The sequence below is a fragment of the Burkholderia sp. AU33803 genome (assembly GCF_002223095.1).
In the GTDB taxonomy this organism is placed as follows: Bacteria; Pseudomonadota; Gammaproteobacteria; order Burkholderiales; family Burkholderiaceae; genus Burkholderia.
In genome coordinates, this window is the sequence record NZ_NKFJ01000002.1 from 1 (window position 1) to 26950 (window position 26950).

Below are 26950 nucleotides of genomic sequence, written 5' to 3' on the forward strand. Positions count from 1 at the left end.
CCTGACTTACTTTAGTGTGAGACTCTTGATACTTTCGCTATCTGATCCGAGGATCAGCTCGCTTCCATCAAGCGCCCACACTTATCGGCTGTTAATTTTTAAAGAGCATTCTGCGAGGAACTTCGTGTTTCCCGGCAGCGCTGCGTTTTCAGCAGCAGAGAAGCGAGATTATCAACCGTTTTTTTAAATCCGTCAACAACTTTTTTAACTACTTCGTTGCGACGACTGCGGTTTAATTTCGTGTGCACTGGAATCGATAAAACCGACTTCAACAGCACCGCTTCCCTTCTTTCCCCGCGCTGCGTTTCCGTTAGCGCGAAAGAGGCGTGATTCTAAGCACCTGCCCCAGTCTCCGCAACCCCTTTTGTGAAATTATTTTGACATGTGGTAGCGGGGGTCGCTGAACCTGTTCTCCAGTCATATATATGCGACACGACGGGAACAGCCCCGGTTGCCCGTGAACCGCCCCGCCGCATCGAGCGCAATCCTCCGCCGCTCACCGCCCCACCATCGCCCTCACCACACCGTCCCGTCGAATCAGCCCGTGATACAGCGCCGCGGCAAAGTGCGCGAGGAATGTCGCGAAGAACAGATACGCCAGCACCCGGTGCGCGACCCGGAGCCACGCGAACGTCACCGGATCAGCCGACACCAGCGCCGGCAGCTGCACACCGCCACCCAGCGTCACCGGATACCCGCCCGCCGACAGCATCACCCACCCGATCAGCGGCATCGCGAGCATCAGCGCATACAGCACGAGATGCGACCCGTGCGCGGCAACCTTCTGCCACCACGGCAGATCCTCGGGCAGCGCCGGCGGCTTCGACAGAACCCGCACCACGATCCGCACGAACACGAGCACCAGCACGGCAATGCCCAGCGGCTTGTGAATCGCCACCAGAAGCGCATGCCGCTCGGAAACGGACGCCACCATCCCCACCCCGATGAACAGCATCGCGATGATCATCGCGGCCATCACCCAGTGCAGCACCCGCGCCGGCAAGCCAAACGTCGTCGAAGCCTTCATCACCGTCCCTCCCCACTCAATCGCGCCACGCCCGCTACCCCGGCCTCTTCACTCGTCCTGCGCAGATACGAATCCGCGTAAGCCGCCGACCGCGCCGCCAGCAACGGATCCCCCGAAACCTGAATCCCCTGCGGCAGCACCGTCGGGTCGTAATTCACATCGCGGCACGGCCCGCTGTCCTGCGCCTCCACGCGGTCGAGCACGAGCGTGCCCGCATCGATCGTCGTGCGCTGCGCAGGCCAGACCTTCGTCGCGTCGTCCACCGGGTCGCCAGGCTCCGCCAGCGTGACCAGCAGCTTCCATTTCTGCGGGCCGGCCGCGATGCGCTGCGTCACGTCCTGCTGCAGCACGTTCGGGTCGGCCGCCGTTGCGACGTCTCCGGCGCCGGCCGTCTGCTCCGGCACGACGCGCCACCGCACCGCCTGGCGCTTGCCCGCCGCGTCGACGAAGTAGAACGCGTTCAATCCGTAATAGCTTTCGGTGACGTAGCTCGCGCTCGGCTTCGCACCCTTCACCCATTCGCGGAACGCGGCCGTCTCCGGGTGTGCACCGAAAAACGCCTTCACCTTCGCCGGATCGGGCTTGCCCGTCTTCGGATCGGCTCGCGTCGCCACCAATTGCGCGTAGAACGCCTGCGGCGTCGCGACCGGAAACACGGGCATCGCGTTCATCCCGGTGCGCCATTGCTCACCATCGGGCGCGGTGAGCTTCAGCGCGAGGCTGCGGATCGGCACGCTGCTGTCGGGCGCATACGGATTCCCGCCCGGCAACGCGAACCGCCCGACCACCGGCGTGCGCACCGCCCGGAAGAACGGCGCGACCGAATACGCGCTCGCGGCACCGTTGCCTTCGAAGTAGCCGGTCACGCACACGCCCTTCGCGTGATTGCGCCGGAAACCCGGGTGAATGCCGCCGCCGGCCGTCTGCAATGCATCGACGATCCGGTGCGGGGTCAGACGCGCCGGTGCGAACCAGCCGCCGACGTATCCGAACGCCACGGCCACGCCGGCCACCGCGCCGCCGATCGCGGCCCAGCGCCACCACCCGCGCCCGGGCTCGCGCTGCGGCGAAGAAGAGGAAGAAGATCGCTCCATATATAGGCTCCCGACCATCAGGTCATTGTCGAACCCGCGTAGGACGCCGCCCGCGCCGCTTTATTCCACGAAAAGTTTTTTCGTATGCTGGTGGAATAAGCGGCGCCGACCGGCGTCCTACGTGGCATCTCGACCCTTTCGGCAACCGGCCCGGCCATGCCCTCCACCGCCCTCGACGACGAAGCACTGCGCGAACTCATCCCCAGGCTGCGACGCTTCGCGCTCTGGCTCGCGCGCGACGTCCACGCGGCCGACGACCTCGTGCAGTCGACGCTCGAGCGCGCGCTGTCGCGCTGGACGAGCCGCCGCGACGACGCGTCGCTGCGCAACTGGCTCTTCACGATCCTGTACCGGCAGTTTCTCGACGGCAAACGCAGTGCGAAGCGCTATGCGTGGCTGCTTGGGCGCATCCGCGATGACGATGAAGCGCACTGGCCGTCCGCCGAACGCGAATTCGCGGCGCGCGCGACGCTCGAAGCATTCGGCCGGCTCTCCGACGAGCAGCGCAGCCTGCTGCTGCTCGTCGCGGTCGAAGGCTTCACCTATCAGGAAGTCGCCGACCTGCTCGACATTCCGATCGGCACCGTGATGTCGCGGCTCTCCCGCGCGCGCCAGGCGCTGCGTCAGCTCAGTGATGGCGAACTTCCCGCTCCTTCCTTGCGGTTGATGAAAAAATGAACACGCCTCCGAACGAACATGACCTTCAGGCCTATGTCGACGGCCAGCTCGACGACGATGCGCGCGCCGCGGTCGAGCGCTATCTCGCGCTGCATCCGGCGCGCGCCGAACAGGTGAAGCAATGGCAGCGGGACGCGCAGCGGTTGCGGGCCGCGCTCGAAAGCGTGCGGATGCCGGCGGACAACCCCGCGCTGGATCCAGCCGCGATTCGTGGCCGGCGGGCCGATCGCGCGCGGATGCGGTTCGCGATGGCGGCTTCGTTCGTGTTCTGCGTCGGGCTCGGGACGTTCGGCGGCTGGCAGGCGCGCGGGTGGAACGCGCCGCCGCCCATCGCGCCGATGAGCGATGCGGTCAAGGCTTACCAGATGATGGTGGTCGATCGGACGGCCAAGGTCGATTACCGGCCGACCGGTGCGGGCGATTTGCAGGGATGGCTCACCAAAGGCGTGGGCGCATCGGCGAAGCTGCCGGATTTGAGCGCGGCGGGGTTCAGGCCGGTCGGTGGGCGGTTGTTCACGACGGACAGCGGGGCGACTGCCGCGATGGTGCTCTATGAGGACGAGGCCGGACGGACGCTGAGCTTCTATCTCCGGCCGGCGGAATCGAAACATCGGCTGCTGCCGGCCGGGCAACGCGTGGACGGTGCGCTGCTCGCGCGGTATGGATCGGTGAACGGGCTCAACTACGCGGTGGTCGGGCCGACGGGGAGTCTTGGCGAGAAGGCAGTCGTGCAGGCGCTCGACCAGCAGACTTGAAGTGGCAGGATGCGCGCCCGGCTGGCGGTTAGTGGCAGCCGCCAGCGCCTTTAATGGGGCGGCCCGGCGGGCTTGAACGGGCGCCCGCACAGCGTTTCGACTGACTTTCCCCGGCTGTTATGCACATCGCGCCACGCCTGCGCCCTCACCTTTGGAATCACAGGGTTTCGAGTTGCTGCGGAACAGGATATCCACATCGATCACGGGTAAGCGATCCGGCTTCCAGGGACAGCTACGATCCTGTCCGTCCAGGTAGCGTCGTCACGGAGACCTGGCTGCCGGCAAGCATCTTGTTCGTCCGGCGCACGAACACCCAGTGCCAAACCCAAAGGAAAACCGCGACACCACCCGCGATGGAGCCAATGGCATTGGGTATCAACGAAAGAACCTGCGCGAGACACCACCCGATGCCGCTGATCCGGCCGAACGAGCGCAACCCCGACAGAGCCGGATTGATACGAGACTCCGCTTCCAGGGACTTCGCCACGTTGGAAATAATGAAGAAGTCCTCGATGAAGTTGTAGGGCAAGAGGAACATCAGCCAGACGCTGTTGGGTTCGGCCGCACGCGATCCTCGGTTGACCGATTTCAGGGTCGTCCTGAGGTCGCTCGCGTAGGCATAGACCAGCGCCAGGAAAACCGCGATGACGACGATGCTGCCGATTGTTCCAAGCACTGCTATTTCGCCGAGAACGCCCCCGCCTTCGGAGGGATGGACAAGAGGATAGGCAAGCCCAAAGGCAATGGGGATGCTCAGAATGGCTTTGAGAAGGGGCCGTGCAGTTACGCTCATGTGTATCGGAGGGAATCGGTGCGTTGTCACGGGCAGCATAGCGAACGGTCATCCTCGCGGGGCGACTTTGTCCTGGCATATGCCGCCTTCTCTCGCGACGCTCGCCGAGTCGGTGCCTGAAGCGCACTGCGAATCGTGGAGTCGAGTGGTATGAAAGTGCGATATCCACGACCCCTGAGATAACGCGAACATCCTCGCCGAATTCGCGTACCCTCACCCGTTGAATGCACAGGATTTCGAGTGCCTTGGTTGCTCGATATCCACAAGGCATTCCATCATGACGGATCGCGCGAGCACGCTCCACATCGCCTGCGCTATTCCGGAAAATCCCTGTCAGACAAGGCGTTCGGCCTGATTCGCATGGTCGAATGCATGGCGCTCACCTGTTCGACGCACAGCGATTCGACTGGTTGGGCGTGCGGGTTGTCCACATACGCGCTGTGGACAAGCGCACGAAACCCGATGCACGTTCCTCATACACCCCATTCTCAGGGCTTGCTTCTCTCCGTCCAGTCGCGTGCTCGAACATTCTGATCGGCTTGTCGAGGTCAACATTCGCCGAGATCCGCGCCCAGCTTGTGATCCGGGCAAACGCTCACCTTGTGTCAGCACAGCGTTTCGCATCGTTTTGTGCCGCAGTTATCCACACGTGAAGGCTGACGACCTTCACCACCTCCGAAGTCACTTGGTCAGATAAACCCTGAGAATCTCGCCAGTTTCCGGAGAAACGACGTACTGGATCGACGTTCCGAGCGGACTCGCGTTACCGAGCCCGCGCGAGCACATGTCGCGCGCTGGCATCACTTATCCCGTCTCGAGCAGCGCCCTAAATTCACGAAGGCAAGCGCCGCAGGTCGTTGTCAATAAACCGATCGCCGCCTCCATCGATTCGTCGTCGCTGAAGCGATAAACATCACCATCCTCGTACGTGCCGCCCAAATCGGCGATCGTCCCGCTCTCCGAATCGAGCATGAAACCCGGATATTCGATCTCGTCACGAACAAGCGTCAAAGGCACGACACCATCATCGTCCTTCCAGCTCTGACGATCATTGACGAGATGGCGCACGGCTTGCGTAACAAGCTCGCCGCCGCCGCATCCGTGAGACGTGCAATGCACTAACGGCATCGAGCCTCCGTTGTCCTGACACCTGATCTCGCGAATGCATCGCGTATCGATAGCGAAGAAAAGCCATGTTGAAGCACGCCCGCCCCTCTTTGTGTTGCTGGCCGACCTTCGCTCGACTCGACTCACGACCAGAACGTCGCACGCAATCGTCGATTCGGCAGGCAAGCTGATGACCCAGTGCGCTTCCGGCCGCTTCTGCAGCGGCAGCCGAATTGCTGGCCTTGTTCAGCTCTGCCGCCTGCGCATCCTTCAATGCGGCCCGCGAGAAAGACACTCCGCTCGTTCCCGCCACTCGTCGACCGTATAAAGCAGGTTGCGTGATCGACTACCTCGCCAGATAGATCGCAAGGATCTCTCCGTTCTCTGGCGAGATGACGTAGTTGATCGACTTCCCGAGCCGGTTTGCGTTACCAAGGCCCTTCATTCCCGGGATGAACTTTGCGGTAAACGATACGCCAATGACGTCTTTTCCATCGACACCTTCGCCGTTGGATGCCTTTCGTTCGTAGACGGACACTTCGAAATTATTGATGTCCTGCTCGCTCTTTTCGAAGTCGGCATAGGCCGAGCGCAGCCCGATGACTGTTGCGGTATTGAGGGTGACGCTATCGTTGTCCGCATCACCAAAAATTGTTTTACTCATGGCAAGTACAGGAATCGTCAATAGAAGAAGCGGGGCAATGTGCTTCATAGTGAATAGACCGTTTTCGTGGCGGCATGGTAGCCCTTGTGGCCATCGCTTGGCGTGCCGAGATAACCTCGATAGTCGGGGTCGTCACCCAGCCCCATTGCGGCCACATCCTTGTCCTGTTTCGAAAATTCATTGCTGTTGTAGGAGTCCCTGCTCCTTGTCGTTCTATTCCCACGCCGATCCGTGTGATCGCCGTGCGTGTGCCAGTAACCGACCTCTTGTGCGCAATTCGGAGGTTGGGGCGCGCGCGGATCCCACGGATTAACGACATCTCCTTCCCCCCTGATCGCCTTCGTATAGTCGAACCGACCATCCGGCGTCCGGTAGATGAGTCCACCGTATTCCAGGTTGTCACGAATCGACTTGTCGTTGTATCGGAGCAAGGCGGCCTTTGCCGCACCATCCGGCGTCGCAAACCGGCCGGACCTGAACTTCTTGCAGGTCGTACCCAACGGATCAATCCAGCCCGTGGGATTGGGGCCGTACCGATACGTATTCAGTCCGCCCTGCAAGCCGACAGGATCCTTCGAAATGAAACGTCCGCTCTCCGGAGCGTAGTAACGATGCCGGTTATAGGCAAGCCCGGTCTCGTCATCCATCTGCTGCCCCTGGAACCGGATCGGATTGCGCACCGTCAAGCCCGTGGCACGCGATACGCGCTCGATGACTTCTCGCGCGTCACCCCAAGCCTTGTAACTGGCCTCCCACACCACGTCCCCAAGCTCGTCGGTCAACAATTGCGGCGTGCCGATCTGATCGCAGTGGTAGTAGTACACCGCTGCCTTCGACTTCGGTTCCGGAATTCGCCGCAGTGGATCCTCCTCAGGCGTATGACGCATCGCGGCATCGTGGCTCGGCGTTTCCACACCCTCGACCGCCGCGCCGACATACTGGGCGAGCGGCACGAACGAATCAGCCTCGTACACGTAATGCGTACTGCTCGTGGCGCCGCTTTCGTATGCGAGCGCGTTGCCTTCCCAGCCATACGTCGTCACAACACCATCGACTTCCTTCGCGATTCGTCGCCCGAACGCATCGTAGAAGTAACGTGCCTCGCTGCGGCGTGCCTCGGTTTCAGTCAGGGCCCGTGCCAGTCGATTGAATCCGTCCCACTCGAAGCGCTGCAGGCTGCCCGCCGCTCGGGTTTCGACGAGGTTGCCCTGCGCGTCATACTCGAGTTGCTTGCCCGCATACGCACGAAGCAGGTTGCCGAGCACCTTCGATACCTGCGGTGGCAACGTGCTTTCAGGCCGAACCGGGTTCGCCGGCGTGCGCGCCTGAGGATGATCAGGACTCCGTGCGTCGATCACATTGCTCGCCGGATCGAACGCGAACCGCTCCGTGCCTCCGGGCCCGATCGACTCGATCAATCGTCCGATCGGATCGTATCGGTAGTCGCTCAATCCGCGCCGACTGTCTTCGACATGCGTCAGCTGACCCGCGAGATCGTAGCGGTAATGTCTGCCGCTCAGCGGCGCCGGCGCATGTTCGCGCCGGAGTGTCTGGCTGCGGATCAGGCCCGCCGGATCGTAATCCGTACTCTGGATCAGTTTGCTCGGCAGCACACGCCGGACCTCACGGTGCAGATCGTCCCGCTCGAACTGCATCCGTTCGTCGCCATCGAGCAGCATCCCATGGACATGCCCGGAACCGTAGGTCAACCAGTCGATCGCGTGGCCATCCGGTCGGATCGTCCGCTTGCGGTTGCCCAGCTCGTCATACGTGTGATGCCACACGTAGCTGCGCTTGACACCGAACAAGTCGTACGCGTGATGTTCGCGAACCAGATTGCCGACCGGATCGAAGAAATGCTGCACCCGGCTGAATGCATTTTGCGCGTCGGCCAGACGACCGAGCGCATCGTAAGCGAAGCGCTCGTCGGCATCGCCGCTTGTGCGGCGTGTCAGCCGGCCTGCACCATCGTATTCGACCCGTGTGACCTTTCCCGCAACGTCGATGGTCGACAGGCGATTCGTTTCGTCATCGAAGCCGTAACGCGTCACTATCCCGTCAAAATCGACCGTTTCGAGCAGCCGGCCGACAGGGTCATAGGTGAATCGATAGCTGGCCTGATTCGCATCGATCAGACTGACCAGCCGGCCAAGGCGATCGTGGCCGTAGTTCAGCGTGTGGCCGAGCGCGTCGCTGCGTGCGTGCAACCGACCCGCCGCATCGTAGCCGTAGCGCGTCGTGCGGTTCATTGGATCGGTGTAATTCAGCAGGCGCCCTTCCGCGTCGTATTGAAAGCGTTCGACGCCCGCTGGCGTACGCACCTCATTCAGCCAGCCGTTTGCGCCATAGCCGAACCCTGTCGCGATACCCATCGCATCCGTGGCTTCGACCAACCGACCTTGCGCATCGTATTTCCACTGCGTCGTCTTGCCCGAACAATCGGTATGCGCAGTTAGTCGTCCAGCCTCATCGTATGCCATAACCGTCGTGCCGCCCTTCGCATCGGTCACTTCACTCGGCAGCCCCTGCGCGTTGTAGCTGTATTTCGTCTCGTGGCCGAGCGGGTCCGTCTCCAGCACGACGTTCCCCGCTTCGTCATAGCCGCGTTTCCATGCATGCCCCTGCGGATCGACAATGCGGATCATCTGATCCTTCTCGTCATATTCCATCTCGATCACGCTGCCGTCGACACGCTGGTGGCGCACCATGTTGCCGCGGGCGTCGTACGTCATCTTCTCGTTGCCGCCATCCGGATACGTATGCTGCACGAGATTGTGGTGCACATCGCGATACATCCACTCCTCGCTGCCTTCCGCATAGACGATTCTGAACGGATAGCCGTAGCGGTCGTAGTAGTGTCGCGTGACGTTGCCGAGCGCATCGGTCACGCTCACCATCCGGAAGTCGGGGTGCCAAGCGAAGCGCGTCTCGTCGCTGCCACCATCCGCATATTCGCGAACACATTTTGCCTTCGGTCCGGTTCCGCTCCATTCAAGGTTGGTGCCACGACCGGTGCGGTCCGTATAGCGCGTGATCAGGTGGTGACGGTACGCATATTCACGACGGTTGCCGTTGCGATCCGTTGCCGCGACGAGATCGTTGTCCTCGCTGTATTCGTAACGCGCAAGCGTGCCGACCCGTGTTCCTTCGCTATCGTGATGCAACACCTCGGCGATGCGATGCTTGTCGTCGTATGCGAACGCAACAATCGCTTGTGGCGCGATGATCCGAGAAAGGCGTTGCTGCGCGTCGTAGTCGAGTGTCAGCTGATTGCCGGAGCGATCCTTGATGAATGCGAGACGAAACGCGTCGCCACGCTTCTCGTATGCTTCAAGCAATTCGTGGCCTCGCGTGACAGTGACCCACGACTCGTCCAGCCGCAACAAGGTCAATCCTTCGCCGCGATCATCGTGCGCGTCGCCCGGGGAAAGCAGCGGATAGTCGATGCTGCGACCGGTCGCATCGTGATATACGAGCTTCGATGCATGCATGTCGATGCGCGTCGTCAATGATGTGATCCATCGGGCGCCGAGCTCGCCATGCACGTCATTTGCGTCGAAGAAAGATCGATAGGTGCGGCTCCATATGATCGGCATCACGCCGGGAAGGACAAAATCCTGATGGGTCACCCTTTCGTCGCCCAGCGCAAACCCGACTGAACGTCTCGTCGCCGCCGCGGGCGTCGACGCCGGACATCCGAGCTTGCAGTCGTTCGGGCCGGGATGCTGCGCCTCTTCCGTATGCCGGACCGATTCCTTCTGGCCTTCACCCTCCTGGCGGTGCACTTTCGTGCTGCCTTGCTCCTTGATTCCGGTCTGGTGTTTGCGCTGACGATGCAAAAAGTCGCGCTTCTTGTCGATGGCGACCTGGATAAGATTGATCAGCCAACCGATCTTGCCCGCGTCTACACCGCCGAGCGCAAGGATTTTTTCCTTGATCACCGGCACCAAGGTGCGCAACGTCTTCGCCATGTTCAGCAGCGGCTCGCGATACTTTAGATCGAGTGCCTTCGCCACCTGCGTCCCTGTATTGATGAGCTCCTTCGCCTCGATCTTCACGAAGTCGACGATCAGATGACCGAGCCCCGCAAAAGTCTTGCGTGCATCATGCGCCGCGAAGCCAGACGCAACCTGGCCCGCATGCTGCCCAACCGCCCGCACATTGTGCGCGACGCTCAATTGCTTCTCGCCCGCCACCTCCTCGAACAGGCGCGCGAAGCCGATCATGAATTTCTCGATGTAATCGGCGCAAGTCTTGAGCAGGTTGTCCAGCTCTTTCTTCACGCCATCGACGAAACTCTGAATACGGCCGGCGAACTGCTCGCTCAGACTGTCGATGAGTGCCTGCAGCAGTGCGGTCTGCATGACTTGCAATGTCGCTTCACCGACTGCCTTGCCGCTTTCGACGACCTTTTGCCGCACGAGCTTCATCACCGGACGTACACCCATCCGGAATTCGGCAGTCCCGGGTGGAATCGGGATGATCCCGATCAAGTCGAGACCGAGGTTCAGATAGTCGAACACATCGGGATGCTTGCCGCTCTGTCCATGCTCGATCATGTCCTTGATATCGAGCACGAGATCGACGGCTGCCATGATGTTCGCCACCACCGGCAGCGCGTTGGCAACCATCTCGATCCGCTCGATGGTGATGAAGTCGTGGCTGATGGCACGCAACCACCGGTCACAAGCCTTGACGCCGGCCTTTACATCGATGGTCTCGATCTGCAGCAACGGCGCGACGTAGACCTCAGTCGGCTTGGGAAGAATGACGCCCGAAGAAGCGGTCATGGTTGTTCTTTATTCGAAAGTGATGGATCGCGCCTTGCGCGAGCGGATACTCAGAGAACCTTCAGCGCAGGCACGGCACTTCGCGCGGCTTGGGCGAGCGCACCGACCTGGTGGGCTGCGGCGCCGAGTTGGCTGGCCTGCGAAAGGGCCGCACCGGCACCAGACGGTAATGCGCTGGCAAGGGCACCTTTGGCGAGGCTCACCGCCTGACCAACACCTCCCTGGACAACCTGCCCCGCCATGCCGGCCAGTTGGGTCGCCCCCGACACCGCGCCCATCGCGCCTGACGGCAACGCGTTAGCAAGCGCCACCTGCGCGAGCCCCGTCACTTGTCCGCTCAACGCCTTCCCGATGCCGCCCTGGGCGGCCTGCCCCGCGACGGCTGCAACCTTCGTCGCACCCGGCAGCGCCCCAGGTGGCAACAGGCCGCTGAGTTGAGACATCGCCGTCGCAGCCGCATTCCCTTCCTGCATCGGCTTAGCTGGCCATTGCGCCGTCTTGAATACGCTCGACGGATCGTACTGATTGCGCGGATCTTCGCCGAACTGGACCTGCGCTGCGCCGGCCGGCAAGCCGCTCACGATCGTGTGTCCCTTTGCATCCAGCGCACCTTCTCTCAACACGCCACCGCTGGCGTCCAGCACCTTGAATTTGCCGCCCTTGAAACCCTCGCCATTCGCGTACTGGTGCAGCAATTCCAGTTGTCCCGGCTGATCCGGTCGCGGGCTCGGCAACAGATACCCCATGCTCGCCGGCCCCGCGAACGTATGCGACGCCCCCTTCACGTCGATCGTCCCGGGCGCATGGACCTCGACATTGCCATCCTTGATCCGGATGTATGCCCCGCCGCTCGTCAGCAGGATCCCCTGATCGGCCGCGATCTCGATCCGGTCCGTCGCCGACACCACCTTCACCGCCTTCTGCGCGGTCACCTCGATGTTGTCCGACTGCGCCTGGATCTCCACCTTGCCCTTGCCCGCGAACAGCTTCATCCCCGCGTTCTGTACGAACAGGCTCAGCTTCTGCCCGATGCTCCCGATCAGCGACTTGCCCGCCGCGACGTGCACACTCTGCCCGCTCGCCACGTTCACGTGATCGTTCGCGACCACATGTACCGACTGCTGCGTCGACATCCCGATCCCCGACGGGCTGCCGAACAGCATCACCGGCTCCTTGAACGCGTTCGCGTTACCGGTGCCGCCGCCTGCCGTACGCCCGCCCGACGCGCTACCCGATGCGCTGTCCTGCGTCGCATCCGTGAACGCGCGCATCGTGTCCTGCGCGTCCTTCAGGCTTTCCGCCTGATGCTGCTCGCTCACGCCCGACATCGCCTCGACGAGGCTCTCGCCCGTCACGAGCTGCTGCTGCGCTTCCTTCACGTCGAGCGGCTGGCTGTTCGCCGCCTTCGGGTGCGTCGTCACGTACAGGCCCTGGCTCGCCCGCACCGCGCCATACGCATCCGAGCGCAGGTCGAACCCGCTGCCGAGGTACGACCCGCGCGAATTGCCGTTCTGGTCGATGATGTAGCCCAGATGCAGCAGGCTGTTCGCGCTGCTGCTCATCAGCTGCACGCGGTTCTGCCCGGTCGCGTCGTCCATCACGAGCTGGTTGTAGCCGCCGCCCGAATACTCCTTCGACCGATACCCGGACAGGATCCCGTCGGTATGCCATTGCGGCTGGTTCGCACCGTTGTACACGCGCCCGACCGCGAGCGGCCGGTCGCAGTCGCCGCCCACATAATCGATCAGCACTTCCTCGCCGATGCGCGGCACATGCACGCCGCCGTAGCCGCCGCCCGTATCCGACTGCACGACGCGTACCCAGCACGACGCGTTCTCGTTGCCCGGATTCAACCGGTCCCACACGAACTGCACGCGGATCCGGTTCAACTCGTCGGTATAGACCTCCTCGCCCTGCGGCCCGACGACGATCGCCGTCTCGAGATGCATCTCCGGCTTGTGATGCTCGAACGGGCTGCGATACGGCACGCTCACACGCTGCGCTTCGACTTCGACGAGATAGAAGCCGACCGATCCGTCGTTATGCGAAACCTGAAGCCCTGGCGTGTTTTCGTATCGCACTCGCGTCCGGTCAATCGAACGTTTCAAGCTATGCGGGAAATCCGAGTCGCTAGCGGGTACGGGCAAGTTGTTCTCGATCCACCACGCCACCTCGATCGCGGCGAACTCCCGCTGGTCGGCCACGTCGCGATCATGCACCGGATGATCGGCCAGCGTGAAGCGCCGGCCGGCATCGATCGCGCGAACCCCGCCAGAACCATGGAAGCGCTTCGCCCGCGACTCCCACTCCTCCATCTTGACCTTCGTCAGATGGTCGCCGCGCGTCTGATCGAGATACGTGTAAGCGCCCGTGTACTCGTAGACTTCGAGTTGATCCGGCAACTCGCCCTGGCCGCCCATCGTCGGCAGCGACGTGCCTTTCGGGTTCGACGGCTGCGAAGGATTCTTGTAGTCGAACGTGCGCGTCGTGAGCGTCACGCTCTGCAGCGTCCGGGTCCCTGACCATTGCGTGAACGCGTCGGCTTCGCCTGCCGTGCCGCCGCGGTAGAAGCGCACGGTTTCCGGCGACAGCGGCACGAACGCCTGCAAGTTGTCGGTGATGACGAGCGTATGCGACTTGCCGTCGTCAGCTTGCTGCCATGCGCAGTAGAGCCCTTCGCTCTCCATCAATCGGTGCACGAGGTCCCAGTCCGTTTCGCTCTGCCGCGTGTACGAACGGTTCGCCAAAGGCTGCGACAACGCAAAGCGGAAACGCCCGCGTGCTTCCGGGTGCATTCCAAGCACGTCGGAAATGATTTCCTCGACGTTCTTGTCGATCCAGATCTTCTCGTCGCGGCGGAACCGGAGCACATGCATCCAGGCACGCAGCTCAAGCTGATAGGTCGTCAGGCCGCCGTTCGCGCCCAGCCGACGCGCGGTATAGAGATAGCCGCTGACAGGCCGGTACGCATTGTTCTCGAGCTGAATCCAGAGCGTCGCAGGCTGAGCGATCAGCTTCTTGAGTTCAAGACTGTCATTGTTCGATACGACATCGAGTGTGAATGAGTAGTCCCTGCCTATCCGCGATCGGCCGACCGCGCGCTGTACGGCAAGTGCGTTGGCGCCCAGGGGGGTGTCCAACTTGAGCAAACGATCCTGCTGAAGCAAGCCACCGCGAATCGCGGCGCCAATGTCCGGCATATCCATGATGCAGCCCTTTTTTTATTTCAGCACCCTCGGATGGTGTCTGTGACTTAGTCGGGCGAGATTTTACCGCTTAATCAATGCGTCAATGTTAATCGTCGGATCAGAAACAGAAACAGGGACATGGCACGAACACGCGCTGTGCGATCCGTCATGTGGATCACCCCAGCCGTCGTCGCTTCGTTCAGTTCAGGCTGGTGTGTCGTCGTCACCCAGGCCGCTGCGTTTCAACGTTTCGCGCAGGCAGTACCGGCACACGGGTTCGCCGGCATTCCACAACACCCGGAACGCTTCCTCGTCAGCGATTCTGAGCGCCGAATCCTCGACCCCGGCTCCCGGCCCAAGCACCTGATGCAGAAACGCTTCGCTGAACCAGTACTTCTGCTCATGCCTCGTTGTGCCATCGATCGCCTGCACGACACGACAATCGCGAATCCCGCCGGTCGACAGGATCGCTGCTTCGATATCAGGCGATGTCGGTACCGGCGAGATCAACCCGTGACGCTCGCATTGCACGAAACCCTCCGGCTATGTCGCATCGGCCGCGACGACGGATGTGTCGAATGCCTGCTGCAGCGACCTGGGCTCACGTGGTGTTTCACCAGACCGCACGAGCAACTCGTCAACACACGTCGAGCAGCCATAGGCCCGCAAACGCTCGAGCGCTGCAATTTTCGGGAACGCGGTGACATGAGCAACGTTCCCGACGAACGGCGCTTCGACCTCGAGTTCGTCGAACTCGGCACGCAGCACCCACATTTCACGGCTGTACTTCGGCCGGTCGAGCGAGACCTTGACCAGTTCCCCGGGCGCAAACTGGCCGCGCACCCGGACGCGTGCACGGACACGTTCCGAGGTCATTCCGACAACGTCGAACCCGTGTCGATGACAAACAATCGGTCCCATCACTGGCTCCCCTTGCGAGCATCGTCGTTGGTATCGCCCTGCTTTTTGCCAGGGTTCATCTCGTCGCGGAAAACATCGATAGCCGGGCCAACGAAGAATCACTCATCTGTCGTGAGCCTGTGCGCCACGCCTTCGGATCCTGAATGCCGGCGATTCTACAGATACAGCGGCTCGCGCATCGTCAGATGCCCTCACAGCTTGCCGCTTCGTTCATCCGATAACCACACAACCACACGCAGTGCATATCCTGCACGGATCACAGTCGACGGACTGTGCTTATCCAAAGGTGTTAACAGAGTTCGTATACATACGTAGTGATAGTTAACAAACCCTGTGCCTCACAGTGGATAACGTCCCTAACCCCATGAATTCTCGGCGGGAAGCAGAATGCATAACCCTGGGTGCGCGACGTGAACAGCTCCCGGCAGCACAGAACAACTTTTCGTCGATTCACAGCCGCGGCGACATATCCTCAATCGTTCCACTGTGAATCCAGAGGCTTGCCGGATGGTTATCCAGAGGGCAATGTGGATAACATCACAGCGCATCGACGCGTTTTGCTGTGATGCGAACAGGTGAAGCCAGCGTTCGCGGCATCGCCAGCCAACATCGATCGTTGGCCCTCACGCACGCCGATTCAAAAAATTTTCATGAAGGGGCTTGTGCTCCTCAAAAACCCTCTCTATAATTCGCGGCTTCTTAGGCTCGTAGCTCAGTTGGTTAGAGCACCACCTTGACATGGTGGGGGTCGTTGGTTCGAATCCAATCGAGCCTACCAACGAACAAATGAAGGGGTCTGGCAGCACAACTTGCCTACAGGCAACGCGGCTCGCCAACATACAAACGCCACGCGGCAACATCGCGTGGCGTTTTTCTTTTTCCGGCCGAAACAACGCATGTCGCCCCGATGCGTTGCGCGATCCACGGCATCGCATCCTTCCTCGTCGACACCTCGATCCGCCATACAACGGCCACTGCGCCGCGCGTAGAATCGTGGGCGCATCAAAGCGGCGGTTCCGATCGTCGCCCGATCTCCAATACATCAAAACAACGACGCGCGATCCGCGCGACTGAGAGCACACGACCATGTCCGACGTCACGACCGCCACCGCATCCGCGAGCAACGACGAGATCGCCGCTTACGTCGGCAAGAAAGCCGCCTGGTTCGAAAGGAAGTGGGAGATCGCCGCATCGCGAAAGAACCGGCAGTCGTGGAACTGGGCAGCCTGTTTCCTCGGCCCGGTATGGATGGCGTATCGCTGCATGTACTGGCAGGCGGCGGCCGTCCTTGGCGCGACGCTCGCGATCACGCTGATTGAACTGCTGTTCTTCCCGAAATACTTCGAATCGACCACGTTCGACCCGGTCACCGTCGGGATCGCGGTCGCGCTCGGCTGGTGCGGGAACAGCCTCTACAGGACGCACGTCGAACGCCAGATCGACAAACTGCGCCCGAGCGCGACGTCCCGCGAATCGTTGCTCGCGTTGCTGGAAGCGCAGGGCGGCACGAACTGGCTCGCAGCAGCCGGTTTCGCGATCGCGACGCCGTTGCTCGGCGTCTTGATCTACCTCGTGGCCGGAACGTATTGATCGCAGGAGCCGGCGGCCGGTAGCCGGTAAGGCAGGGCGGCAGGGCGAAGAAAAGGGCGCATCGCGGCCACGCATGCGCACGGCTTCCGACGCGTGATCCCGCCACCCTCAATGCAGATGCTTCAACTTGTCAGGATTCCGCACGACATAGATCGCGACGATTTTCCCGTCCTCGATCTCGAGCGCCGTGGTCTGCAGCTCGCCGTCCGCTTCCTGCGTAACGAAACCCGGCAGCCCGTTGATGAACCCCGCACGCACGAGCTTCGACGCATGGGTGGCGAACAGCCTGGCCAGGTACGCGTGCACCTTCATCACACGCTCGAAGCCGAGCACCGGGATGCCCGCGGCCGGACGCTTGCCGCCGCCATCCGCGTGCAGGCTCACGTCCTCGGCGAGCATCGCGCCGAGTGCGCGCATGTCGCCGCTGCGTGACGCCGCAAAAAACGCCTCCGCCAATTCGATCCCGCGCTGCTTCTCGACATGGAAGCGCGGCCGCGCCTCGCGCACATGCGTGCGGGCCCGCGCGGCGAGCTGCCGGCACGCGGCCGGGTCGCGCTGGATCGTCGTGGCCACTTCGTCGAACTCGAGGCCGAACACGTCGTGCAGCAGGAACGCCGCGCGTTCGAGCGGGGAGAGCCGTTCGAGCGCGAGCAGCAGCGGCAGCGTGACGTCTTCCTGTTCGTCTTCCTCGACGACCGGCTCGGGCAGCCACGGGCCGATATAGGTCTCGCGCTGGTGCCGCGCGGACTTCAGCTGGTCGAGGCACATGCGCATCACCATGCGGCGCAGGAACGCTTCAGGCACGCGCACCTCGGTGCGGTCGACATCCATCCAGCGGATGAACGCCTCCTGCACCATGTCCTCGGCATCCGCGACGGAACCGAGCATCCGGTACGCGACGCGGATCAGCGTGCGACGCAGCGGGTCGAAGCTCGTCGCCGCATCTGCCCGTGCGTCGGCGTTGCCGTTGGCCGGGTCGAGATTCGGCATCAGGCCACCATCTTCGCGGCGGCGGCCTTTGCGTCGGCTGGTTCGATCCACAGCCCGAAGCCGACCGCGAGCCGGTTCCAGCCGTTGATCACGTTGATCATCAGCGTGAGTTTCACCTGTTCCTCCTGGCTGAAGTGGTCGTTCAGCGCCGCGTAGGCCGCTTCGTGCGCCGCGTGGCCCTCCGACAGCCGCGTGAGCGCGTCGGTCCAGCCGAGCGCCGCGCGTTCGCGGTCGGTGTAGCAGGGCGCTTCGCGCCACGCGGACAGCAGGTAGATGCGCTGCTCGGTCTCGCCTTGCTCGCGCGCTTCGGCCGCGTGCATGTTAATGCAGTTCGCGCATGCGTTGATCTGCGATGCGCGGATCTTGACCAGCTCGATGAGCGTCGGCTCGAGGCTCTGCGCGGCGGCGACCGAGACGGTCATCCAGTGCTTCATCAGCGCGGGTGCGGCGGCAAACGGATTGAGTTTCGCAGTCATGGTCCTTCTCCTTTGGTGTGGGTTCCTGTGACATGACGAGCGAGCCCCCCGCGTGTGTGACATCGACGCGAAATTTTTTTCGAAGCCGGCGAGCAGGTCGGCGCGGAAGGCCGCAGGGCAAGGGCGGGGGCAGGGTGCTCGTCGAACGCGATAAACGCGGCGAGCATGCTTCGCGCGCGCCCGTGCTGGTCAGACGATTCCGCATTCACGCCACGGTGATGATCACGGCCGCGCGAACGTCCGCGGCATGCATCGATCACGACGGCAGACGCATGGCCCTCCGCATGCCCCTCAATGCGTGCCGTTGTCAGCAATTGGCAGGTGATCGATTACTTTCATTTACATTTATCTGCCGTTTCATCCGCATCTCGGTCAGCAACATTCACATTTCTGGCCCATACTGTTCTGCACGGGCAGATGAAGTGACGCCGCATCCGCGGCCCGGCGCGCGCGCCGGCTGCCCGACGACGCAGCAGCAGGTCGCACGTCAGCCGCGCGCATTACGCGCAAGGCTTTCCTTTTTCCGGCAACACGCAACGCAGCGAATCGCGACGTGGACGGTAAACCGATGAGCCTCCTTGCATCACAGCTTCAGCGCCGTTACCAGGACGTGCGCGCCCATAGCGTCGCGTCGACCGCGACGTTGTCCGCCGAGGATCAGGCCGTGCAGTCGATGCCCGACGCCAGCCCGACGAAATGGCACCTCGCGCATACGACCTGGTTCTTCGAAACCGTCGTGCTGATGCGACGCGTGCCCGGCTACGCGCCGTTCAACGCGGCCTTCCAGTTCCTCTTCAATTCCTATTACGAAGCGCTCGGCCCGCGCCATCCACGGCCGCAACGCGGGCTGCTCACGCGCCCGTCGCTCGACGAGGTGCATGCGTACCGGCAGCACGTCGACGACGCGATGCTGCGCGCGCTGGCCGGCGCCGACGCGGCGCTGCTCGAGACGATCGCGCCCGAGGTCGAACTCGGGCTGCATCACGAGCAGCAGCATCAGGAGCTGATTGTCACCGACATGCTGCATGCGTTCTCGTGCAACCCGCTGAAGCCGGCATTCCGGCCGCGCAACGGGACGGACGCGGGCGCGATGGCTGCAGGCGACGCCGGCGCGCAGCTTTGGCTGCATCAGCCGGGCGGGCTCGTCGAGATCGGCCACGATGGCGACGCGTTCTCGTTCGACAACGAACGGCCGCGCCATACGGCGCTCGTGCGGCCGTACGAGATCGCGAACCGCCTGGTGACGAATGCGGAATTCGCGGCGTTCGTCGCCGACGGCGGCTATACGCGCCCCGAGTTCTGGCTGTCGGACGGCTGGGCCACCGTGCAGCGGGAAGGGTGGCAAGGGCCCGCGTACTGGATGCCCGACGACGACGATGCGGCCGCCACGCGCGTGCGGCGCACGTTCGGCCTGCACGGCGTCGAGCCGCTCGCCCCCGACGCGCCGGTGTGCCACGTGAGCTTCTACGAAGCGGCCGCGTACGCGGAATGGGCCGGCGCGCGGCTGCCGACCGAATTCGAATGGGAAGCCGCGTTCCCTGCTGAAGGCATTCGGCAGATGCTCGGGCACGTGTGGCAATGGACGCGCTCGTCCTACGAGCCGTATCCGGGCTTTCGGCCGCTCGTCGGGGTGGCGGCCGAATACAACGGCAAGTTCATGGTCGGCCAGCAAGTCCTGCGCGGCAGCAGCATCGCGACGCCGCCCGGACACGAACGGCCGACGTACCGCAATTTCTTTCCGCCGGCCGCGCGCTGGCAGTTCACGGGGGTGCGACTTGCGCGAGACGTCTGACCGGACGGCCACGAGCGGTGGCCAGCAACCCGCCCGCGATTCGCGGCCGAGCGCGTTCGAGCGCGACCTGATCGACGGGCTGTCGCGTACGCCGCGCAGCATTCCGCCGAAATACTTCTACGATGCGGCCGGCTCCACGCTGTTCGATCGTATCTGCGAGTTGCCCGAGTATTACCCGACCCGCACCGAGCTCGGCATCCTGCGCGATCGCGCGGCCGAGATCGTGCGGCGTGTCGGCCCGCATGCGGAACTCGTCGAATTCGGCGCGGGCTCGCTCGAGAAGATCCGCGTGCTGCTCGACGCGTTCGCGGGCAACTATGCGAACGCGCCGGCGCGCTACGTGCCGGTCGATATCTCGGCCGACTACCTGCACGGCGCCGCCGCGCGGCTGCGTGCGGCCTACCCGTGGCTCGACGTCGCGCCGATCGCGGCCGACTACACGAAGGCCGAGCAACTGGCCGAGCTGACCGCGACACCGGCGCGGCGCATCGGCTTCTTTCCCGGTTCGACGATCGGCAACTTCACGCCGGAAGAAGCCGATGCGTTCCTGCGCGATGCCGCGCGGCTGCTGCGCGGCGGCGGCTTGCTGGTGGGCGCGGACCTCGTGAAGGACGCGCGCACGCTGCACGACGCGTATAACGATGCGCAGGGCGTGACCGCGCAGTTCAACCTCAACCTGCTGGTGCGCGCGAATACCGAGCTCGGTGCGGATTTCAACGTCGATGCGTTCTCGCATTGCGCGTTCTACGACCCCGTGCGACAGCGCATCGAGATGCATCTCGTCAGTGACGTCGCGCAGACCGTGCACGTGCGCGGCCACGTGTTCCGGTTCGACGCCGGCGAGCGCATCCACACGGAAAATTCGCACAAGTTCACGATCGACGGTTTCCATGCGAGCGCGCGCCGCGCCGGATTCGTGCCCGATACCGTGTGGACCGACACGGACAACCTGTTCAGCGTTCACTGGCTGCGCAGCGTCGACGATATCCGCGCGTGATGCGCGTGCTTGCGAACCGCTCGCGGATGGTGCGGGCGGTTCGCTTTCCGCGCCTTCGAATGCTCGCCTGCCCGTGCCGATCGCCCGGTTTCGGACCGGAAATCCCGTTTTTACCGACCCGATGCACCGCTGCAACGGTATTTGGAATGCCGCCTCTTCCTTGTCCCGCAAGGTTTTGCGGGCGCCTGTAAACGTCCGTTACCTGTCTCGCATACCCGTTTCACCTGTGTCTGTGTCCGGTGCCTAGACTCCGAACCGTATTCACATGACGCACGACACGTGCAGGGAGTTGCGAGATGAACAAGAAACTCATTCTCGGTGCAGTTCTCGGTGTAGCGGCGCTGGCAGCTTCGGGCGTCGCCTCGGCCCACGTCGACCTGTCGGTCGGCATCGGTGTACCCACCTATGTGGCGCCGGCGCCCGTCTACGTGGCGCCGCCTCCGCCCGTCATGTACGCGCCGGTCGGCTATCGCGATGACGGTTGGCGCGGCGACGGCTGGCGTGAGCGCGAATGGCGCGAACACGAGTGGCGCCGCCGTGAATGGCGCGAGCACGAGTGGCGCGATCGCGGCGGCTGGCGTGGCGGCCGCTGGGATTGAGCGAAGCGGCTCGACTTGATCTCCACATGAGGAGAATGAAAACATGATGCCCATTCGACACATCAGGCTGTGTGCCACCGCGGCCGTCGTTGCGCTGGCCACCATCGGCAGCGCGCACGCGGCGGGCTGCATGAAGGGCGCGGTGGTCGGCGGTGTGGCCGGCCACTATGCGGGGCACCACGCGGTCGTCGGTGCGGTGGGCGGCTGTATCGTCGGCCACCACATGGCGAAGAAGCAGGCGCAGGAGCAGGCCGCGCAACACAGGGCCGCTGCGCAGGGCATGCAGCCGGCGCAGTAAGCGTCATCGTTGTCGGGGCGGCGCTGCGGCCGCCTGCCTCGACCGGCGCGCCCGGTGCGTGCCTCATGAAAAAAGGGCGGCTCATCGCCGCCCTTCGTCTTATTGCCCGGCGCCCGCCCGCGGCGTCGCAGGTTCGAACAACGCGTCCGCCTGCCTCACGCGCACGAAGCGCGCCGCGCCATCGCCGTCCACCAGCGCCCGGAAATGCGCCTCGCCGCACGCGAGCTTCGCGCGCTCGTGCTCGCTCGGCACGTGGCCGTCCGCATTCGGCGTATCGACGACGAAGTACAGCCGTTCGCCGCCGTCCTGTTCCGCGAGCACCGCCCAGTCCGGGTGATAGCTGCCGAGCGGCGTCTGCACGCGGAACCACGCAGGCAGCTTTGCATACAGCTTCACGCCGTCGTGCGCCTCGAGCGCATCGGCAAACGCGCGCTCCGCGTCCGTCTCGCACACGACCGCCTCGTGGATCGACTTCTGCGCATCGGGCCGCAGGTTGCGCAGGTAGCCGGTCAGCGCCTCGCTCTCGAACGATTCGAGCGCATGCACATGACGCTCGCCGAGCTTGCGGTACGCGATGCCCGCGACGAGCGCCTGGCGCTTGCAGCGGTTGATCGCATCGGCCGCGACCGCGATGAACTGCTGCGGATTCACGCGGAAATCCTCGAGCCGGCCGCTGTCGGCGAGGATCGTCGCGAGCGAACGGCGCGTGAGCTGCGTGCGGTCCTGCAGCTCGGTGAGCAGGTCGGGCAGCGGCAGCTCGCCTTCGTCGAGCAGCACCGTGCCGGCGCCGGCCACCTCGATCGCCTCGATGCCGGCCTTGCCGATGTCGATCTCGGCCTTGCGCCACTGCAGCCGTGCGCGCGCGATGTCCGGCGCGTCGTGCAGCGCGGCCGCGCAGTCGCGCACGAGCTTCGCGTTGTCGAACTCGACGCGGTACACGGTGCGATGGCGGATGCGGTCCCACAACGCGCGGAAATCCTCGCCGAACACGACGGCCTTGCCCGACGCATCGCGCCGCAGCGCGATCGCACGGCGCTCGTCCGCGTTGCGCACGGCGAAACGGCCCGACAGCTTGCGCAGCGTCGCGACGATCGGCGCGCGCAGCATCTCGAATGCCTCCGGCAGCACCAGCGCGCTCTGGCGCAGCGCATCCTTCAGCCGGTCGAGCACCTTGCCTTGCGCGTCGACGTAGCCTTGTTCGTGCAGATGATTCCACAGCACGCGCGACAGCTCGACGCCGAGCGCATGCGCGGGCCCGTCGCCTTCCTGCACGGGCAGCGCCGCGAACTGGTGTTCCTCGACGATCCCGAACCGGATGCCCGTATCGGCCTCGATTTCCTTCTGCAGGTTCTCCGCGAACGACTCGTAGCGCTCGGTCGCGATCACGGTGAGTGTGTTCACGCCCGGGTCGCGCACGCGTTCGCCGTCCTGGTCGACGGCGAGGCGCAGCCCGCGGCCGAGGGTCTGGCGGCGCTCGCGTTCGGTCTGGATGTCGCGCAGCGTGCAGATCTGGAACACGTTCGGGTTGTCCCAGCCTTCCTTCAGCGCCGAGTGCGAGAAGATGAACTTCAGCGGCGTGTCGAACGACAGCAGCGCCTCCTTCTCGCGCATGATCAGGCCGTACGCACGCTCTGCGTTCTCGCGCGCCGCGGCGCTGCTTTCGCTCGTGTCGGTCCAGCCGCCCTTGCGGTCGATCGAGAAGTAGCCGTTGTGCGCGCGCCCGACTTCGAGCGCGACGTCGACGCCGTCGAACAGCGCACGGTAGGCCGGCACGCGTGCCGCACGCGCATATTCCTCTTCGAAGATCAGCGCGTAGTCACCCTTCGCGGGCATGCCGTTCTCGTCGTAGCGGCGATAGCGCTCGACCGAATCGACGAAGAACAGCGACAGCACCTTCACGCCGCGTTCGGCCAGGCGCAGTTCCTTGTCCAGATGCTCGCGGATCGTGCGGCGGATCATCTCGCGCTGCACGGCGAGCGTGTCGATGTCGCCGAACGCCTCGCCGAGCGACAGGAACGCCTCGCCTTCCGGATGGCGCAGCTCGACGTATTCGGCGCCCTTCACCGCATGGACTTCGCCGATCCGCAGCCCCGCGTACAGCGCGCGCTTGGTCAGGCGTTCGAGATCGTCGCCGTCGGTGGCCGACACGATCTGGCGCTTCACGCCGGCCGTCGTCGCGACGTCGAGCTCGATGCGCGCGCTGATCGCGCCGCGCCGGTTCGACACGCCGACGAGCCGCACGTACGGCTTGTTGTGCGCATCCTCGACGATCGCCGATGCGATCTCGATCTGCTTGACCAGCTTGCGCTCGTACGCGTCGACCGCGTCGAGCCGGTACACCATGTGGTGACGGTCGACGTGCGTGGCCGAATAGCGCAGCGTGCAGAGCGGCGCCATCGCGGCGAGCGCTTCGCGGCCGCGGCCTTCGAGCCCGCCGTCGACGCTTTGCGGCTCGTCGACGATCACGATCGGCCGCGTCGCGCGGATCAGGTCGATCGGCTTCTCGCCGCCGGTCTTCTCGCTGTCCTTGTAGAGGTTGTTGATTTCCTTCTTGTTGATCGCGGCCACCGTCATCACCATGATCTGGATCGCCGCGCTCGCCGCGAAGTGGCGCACCTGGCCGAGCTTCGCGGAGTCGTACAGGAAGTAGTCGTACGGCACGCCCGCATACAGCGCGCGGAAGTGATCCTCGGTGATCGAGAGCGTCTTGTGCACGCCTTCCTTGATCGCGATCGACGGCACGACGATCACGAACTTCGTGAAGCCGTAGCGGCGGTTCAGCTCGAAGATCGTGCGCAGGTACACGTAGGTCTTGCCGGTGCCGGTTTCCATCTCGACGGTGAAGTCGCGCGAGCCGGGCAGGCCGGACGGCGGCAGCCCGCCGCGCAGCTGCACGTCGGCGAGGTTACGCGCGAGCGCGTCGTCGGTCAGCGACAGCCGGTTGCCGACGCCTTGCTCCGACACCGCGAAGCCGAGCGAGCCTTGCGCGGCGGCCGTCGTGCCGGGCGCGGCGTTCGCGAGCACGCTGAAGTCGCCGCGATACGATTCCTGGCCGCGAAACAGGTCGCAGACGGCGTCGATCGCCTCGCGCTGGTAGTCGAGATCCGCTTCGAAATGCAGCCGCATCACAGGCTCCGCACGCGCTTCACGCCGTGCTGTTCGAGCAGCGCGGCGAGATTGAGCTTCGCGACGTCGTCGACGAAGCCGCTGTCGCGGAACAGGCACGTGACGTCGTGCGTCGTGCCGGTCGCATCGAGCAGGTCGACGATGCCGTCGGCGAGCGGCCCCGCGTCGTCGCGCGAAATGCGCGCATCGAAGCACGCGACGATCGCGCGGCCGATCAGGTGCACGGTCTTGCCCGCCACCTGGTGATGCTCGACCGGCGTGCACAGGTCGAGGCCGAGCTTCAGCGTCAGCTCGGCGAGCAGGTCGTCCTCGGTGCGGCCGGTCTTCACGTGCTCGACGGACGCGAAGAGCGCGTGGTCGAAGTCGTCGCGGCGCGGGTCCCACTCGATCACGTTGGTCGTGTCGAGCCGGTACACGCGAAAGCCGAGGTCGCCATAGCTTTCCGGATAGTCGCGCGCGACCTGCTGCGCGGCGCGGCGCAGGCGTTCCTTCGTGATTTCGGCGAGCGTCAGCGGCTTCTTCAGCTTCGCGCAGAAGTCGGCGGCCGCTGTCTGCGTCTTGTCGCGCCGGTCGAGCGCCTCGGGCAGCTGCACGAGGATGTAGCGGCGCGCGCCGCCGTCGGTCGCGTTCACCTGCATCACCGCGTGGCCGGTCGAGCCGGAGCCGGCGAAGCAGTCGAGCACGATGTCGTCGCCGCGCGTGCACCAGCCGATCACGGCCGCCGCGAAATCGACCGGCTTGGGCAGGTCGAACGGGATGCCGAGCGTCTTCAGCAGCGCATCGTCGGAGCCCGCGAACGGCAGCACCGACGGCACGTTCTCGTACATGTTCTCGTCGAGGTAGTAGATCCGCTGCGGCTGCGTGGTTTCATCCGGGCCGAATTCGATCTGGCCGCGCTCGAGCAGCGCCTGCATCGTCGCGGGCGGGTTGCGCCAGCCGCGCGCCGGCATCGCGCACGGCTTGCCGGTGACCGGGTGGATCAGCGGCGTGAAATATTCGTCCGGCGCCTTCTTCTTGTTCGGCCAGGCCATCGACACGAGGCGGTACACGCGGCCTTCCGGCGACAGCCGGTCGTACATCACCTCGCCGCCGGACAGGTTGGTCTGCGCCTTCATCCATGCGCGGTACGCCTTCTGCGCGTCCTTCGGGTTGCCGCTGCGGTACACGGCGTCGTGCGCGGCATCGAGCATGCGCTGCGCATTGCGCTTCGGGCGCTTGAGCGGCGCCTGTTCGAGCAGCGTCTCGGCATTGCGCGCGAACAGCACCAGCGATTCGTGCTGGTACGCGACGCCGCGCGCGTCGCCCTTCGGGTTGCGCTTGTCCCACACGGCCACGCCGAGCTCGTTCTCCTCGCCGAAGATCTCGCGCAGCATCAGCACGAGCGCATGCACTTCGTGCTCGTCGATGTGCACGGCGATCAGCCCTTCGTCGGACAGCAGCGCGTGCGCGAGCTTCAGGCGCGGATACATCATGTTCAGCCAGTCGGTGTGGAACCGGCCGTTCGCCTCGGTGTTGGTGCTGCGCTTCGCGCCGCCCTGGGTCTGCCCGGTCATCGCCAGGTAGTGGCGGATGCTGTCGCTGAAGTCGTCCGGATAGACGAAATCGCTGCCGGTGTTGTACGGCGGGTCGATGTAGACGAGCTTCACCTTGCCTGCGTAGCTCTTGTGCAGCAGCTTCATCACGTCGAGGTTGTCGCCCTCGATCACGAGATGGCGCGTGTCGTCCCACGCGACGCTGTCGTCGGGGCAGGGCCGCAGCGTGCCCGTCGACGGCGTGAGCGCGGCCTGGCGCGCGCTGCGCTTGCCGTGCCAGTGGAAGCCGTAGCGCTCGTCGGCGTCGCCGACCGTGCGGTCGCCGACCAGCGCCTTCAGCACGTCGACGTCGACCGACGCGCCGTCGGGGCCTTCGGTCACGAGTTCGGGGAACAGCGCCTTCAGGCGCGCGACGTTGTCGGCGGTGAAATCCGTCGACATCGCCTGCGGGCTGGCCGCATCGAGTTTCTGCATCGTCTTTTCCATCGGAGCCCGGCCGCGCGCGCCAGGACATCGGGCGCACTCACGGCAGC

22 protein-coding genes and 1 tRNA gene are annotated in these 26950 nt (G+C 64.0%); 10 read left to right on the forward strand and 13 right to left on the reverse strand.

Going from position 1 to position 26950, the window contains the following annotated elements; genetic code table 11:
* On the forward strand, positions 1–187 hold a 187-nt coding region (locus tag CFB41_RS38430), incomplete at its 5' end, for a hypothetical protein (protein WP_218828671.1).
* Positions 188–496: 309 nt separating this feature from the next.
* On the opposite strand, the gene CFB41_RS00075 is transcribed toward CFB41_RS38430, so the two are convergent.
* A complete protein-coding gene (locus CFB41_RS00075) occupies positions 497–1027 on the reverse strand; it encodes a cytochrome b (protein ID WP_179249934.1) in 531 nt (176 codons plus the stop codon).
* Positions 1027–2121, reverse strand: coding sequence for a catalase family peroxidase (locus CFB41_RS00080; RefSeq protein ID WP_089455298.1), 1095 nt, complete (start codon positions 2119–2121; stop codon positions 1027–1029). The genes CFB41_RS00075 and CFB41_RS00080 overlap by 1 nt, the downstream gene beginning before the upstream one ends.
* A gap of 156 nt (positions 2122–2277) precedes the next feature.
* Here CFB41_RS00080 and CFB41_RS00085 point away from each other — a divergent pair, with 156 nt between their 5' ends.
* Together CFB41_RS00085 and CFB41_RS00090 are read left to right on the forward strand one after the other, a co-directional pair.
* Positions 2278–2799 carry a sigma-70 family RNA polymerase sigma factor gene (locus CFB41_RS00085; RefSeq protein WP_089455299.1) on the forward strand — a complete coding sequence of 174 codons (522 nt, stop codon included), beginning with the start codon at positions 2278–2280 and terminating at the stop codon, positions 2797–2799.
* The gene (locus tag CFB41_RS00090) at positions 2796–3554 is read left to right on the forward strand and encodes an anti-sigma factor (RefSeq protein WP_089455300.1); all 759 of its coding nucleotides are present in this window, start codon (positions 2796–2798) and stop codon (positions 3552–3554) included. Before CFB41_RS00085 ends, CFB41_RS00090 begins: the two co-directional genes overlap by 4 nt.
* A gap of 232 nt (positions 3555–3786) precedes the next feature.
* On the opposite strand, the gene CFB41_RS00095 is transcribed toward CFB41_RS00090, so the two are convergent.
* The 7 genes from CFB41_RS00095 to CFB41_RS00125 all read right to left on the reverse strand — a co-directional run bounded on the left by CFB41_RS00095 (position 3787) and on the right by CFB41_RS00125 (position 14972).
* On the reverse strand, positions 3787–4347 hold the full coding sequence (locus tag CFB41_RS00095; RefSeq protein ID WP_256940824.1) for a hypothetical protein: 561 nt from the start codon (positions 4345–4347) through the stop codon (positions 3787–3789).
* A gap of 804 nt (positions 4348–5151) precedes the next feature.
* On the reverse strand, positions 5152–5475 hold the full coding sequence (locus CFB41_RS00100) for a hypothetical protein (protein WP_089455302.1): 324 nt from the start codon (positions 5473–5475) through the stop codon (positions 5152–5154).
* Positions 5476–5800: 325 nt separating this feature from the next.
* Complete coding sequence (locus tag CFB41_RS00105) at positions 5801–6166, reverse strand: hypothetical protein (RefSeq protein WP_306426900.1); 366 nt, start codon at positions 6164–6166, stop codon at positions 5801–5803.
* Positions 6163–10908, reverse strand: coding sequence for an RHS repeat-associated core domain-containing protein (locus tag CFB41_RS00110; protein ID WP_089455303.1), 4746 nt, complete (start codon positions 10906–10908; stop codon positions 6163–6165). Before CFB41_RS00110 ends, CFB41_RS00105 begins: the two co-directional genes overlap by 4 nt.
* 50 nt (positions 10909–10958) lie before the next feature.
* Positions 10959–14114 carry a type VI secretion system Vgr family protein gene (tssI, locus tag CFB41_RS00115; protein WP_089455304.1) on the reverse strand — a complete coding sequence of 1052 codons (3156 nt, stop codon included), beginning with the start codon at positions 14112–14114 and terminating at the stop codon, positions 10959–10961.
* A 186-nt stretch (positions 14115–14300) separates the two neighbouring features.
* The gene (locus CFB41_RS00120) at positions 14301–14627 is read right to left on the reverse strand and encodes a hypothetical protein (protein WP_105771353.1); all 327 of its coding nucleotides are present in this window, start codon (positions 14625–14627) and stop codon (positions 14301–14303) included.
* 12 nt (positions 14628–14639) lie between these two features.
* Positions 14640–14972 carry a hypothetical protein gene (locus CFB41_RS00125; protein WP_089455306.1) on the reverse strand — a complete coding sequence of 111 codons (333 nt, stop codon included), beginning with the start codon at positions 14970–14972 and terminating at the stop codon, positions 14640–14642.
* 746 nt (positions 14973–15718) lie between these two features.
* On the opposite strand from CFB41_RS00125, the gene CFB41_RS00130 reads away from it, so the two are divergent.
* Positions 15719–15795 (forward strand) — tRNA-Val (locus tag CFB41_RS00130).
* A gap of 308 nt (positions 15796–16103) precedes the next feature.
* On the forward strand, positions 16104–16607 hold the full coding sequence (locus CFB41_RS00135; protein WP_089455307.1) for a DUF2628 domain-containing protein: 504 nt from the start codon (positions 16104–16106) through the stop codon (positions 16605–16607).
* Between the two features lie 108 nt (positions 16608–16715).
* On the opposite strand, the gene CFB41_RS00140 is transcribed toward CFB41_RS00135, so the two are convergent.
* Both CFB41_RS00140 and CFB41_RS00145 read right to left on the reverse strand, forming a co-directional pair.
* A complete protein-coding gene (locus tag CFB41_RS00140; protein WP_089455308.1) occupies positions 16716–17597 on the reverse strand; it encodes a sigma-70 family RNA polymerase sigma factor in 882 nt (293 codons plus the stop codon).
* On the reverse strand, positions 17597–18073 hold the full coding sequence (locus CFB41_RS00145) for a carboxymuconolactone decarboxylase family protein (protein ID WP_089430381.1): 477 nt from the start codon (positions 18071–18073) through the stop codon (positions 17597–17599). Before CFB41_RS00145 ends, CFB41_RS00140 begins: the two co-directional genes overlap by 1 nt.
* A 134-nt stretch (positions 18074–18207) precedes the next feature.
* Here CFB41_RS00145 and CFB41_RS38015 point away from each other — a divergent pair, with 134 nt between their 5' ends.
* The 5 genes from CFB41_RS38015 (at position 18208) to CFB41_RS00165 (ending at position 21759) form a co-directional block, all read left to right on the forward strand.
* Entirely contained in the window at positions 18208–18645 is a 438-nt protein-coding gene (locus tag CFB41_RS38015) for a hypothetical protein (RefSeq protein ID WP_179249936.1), read from the forward strand.
* Positions 18642–19865 (forward strand): ergothioneine biosynthesis protein EgtB, encoded by a 1224-nt coding sequence (gene egtB / locus CFB41_RS00150; RefSeq protein WP_089455309.1) that lies wholly within the window; start codon positions 18642–18644, stop codon positions 19863–19865. Before CFB41_RS38015 ends, egtB begins: the two co-directional genes overlap by 4 nt.
* A complete protein-coding gene (gene egtD / locus CFB41_RS00155; RefSeq protein ID WP_089455310.1) occupies positions 19849–20862 on the forward strand; it encodes an L-histidine N(alpha)-methyltransferase in 1014 nt (337 codons plus the stop codon). The genes egtB and egtD overlap by 17 nt, the downstream gene beginning before the upstream one ends.
* 296 nt (positions 20863–21158) lie before the next feature.
* Positions 21159–21461, forward strand: a complete 303-nt coding sequence (locus CFB41_RS00160; RefSeq protein WP_089438874.1) for a hypothetical protein — start codon at positions 21159–21161, stop codon at positions 21459–21461.
* A gap of 43 nt (positions 21462–21504) precedes the next feature.
* Positions 21505–21759: a hypothetical protein gene (locus CFB41_RS00165; RefSeq protein WP_089438875.1), complete on the forward strand. Its 255-nt coding sequence runs from the start codon at positions 21505–21507 to the stop codon at positions 21757–21759.
* A gap of 99 nt (positions 21760–21858) precedes the next feature.
* Here the strand turns inward: CFB41_RS00165 and CFB41_RS00170 are convergent, their stop codons facing one another.
* Together CFB41_RS00170 and CFB41_RS00175 are read right to left on the reverse strand one after the other, a co-directional pair.
* Positions 21859–24885, reverse strand: coding sequence for a type III restriction-modification system endonuclease (locus CFB41_RS00170; protein WP_089455311.1), 3027 nt, complete (start codon positions 24883–24885; stop codon positions 21859–21861).
* Positions 24885–26903: a site-specific DNA-methyltransferase gene (locus CFB41_RS00175; RefSeq protein WP_089438877.1), complete on the reverse strand. Its 2019-nt coding sequence runs from the start codon at positions 26901–26903 to the stop codon at positions 24885–24887. Before CFB41_RS00175 ends, CFB41_RS00170 begins: the two co-directional genes overlap by 1 nt.
* Between the last annotated feature and the right edge of the window lie 47 nt (positions 26904–26950).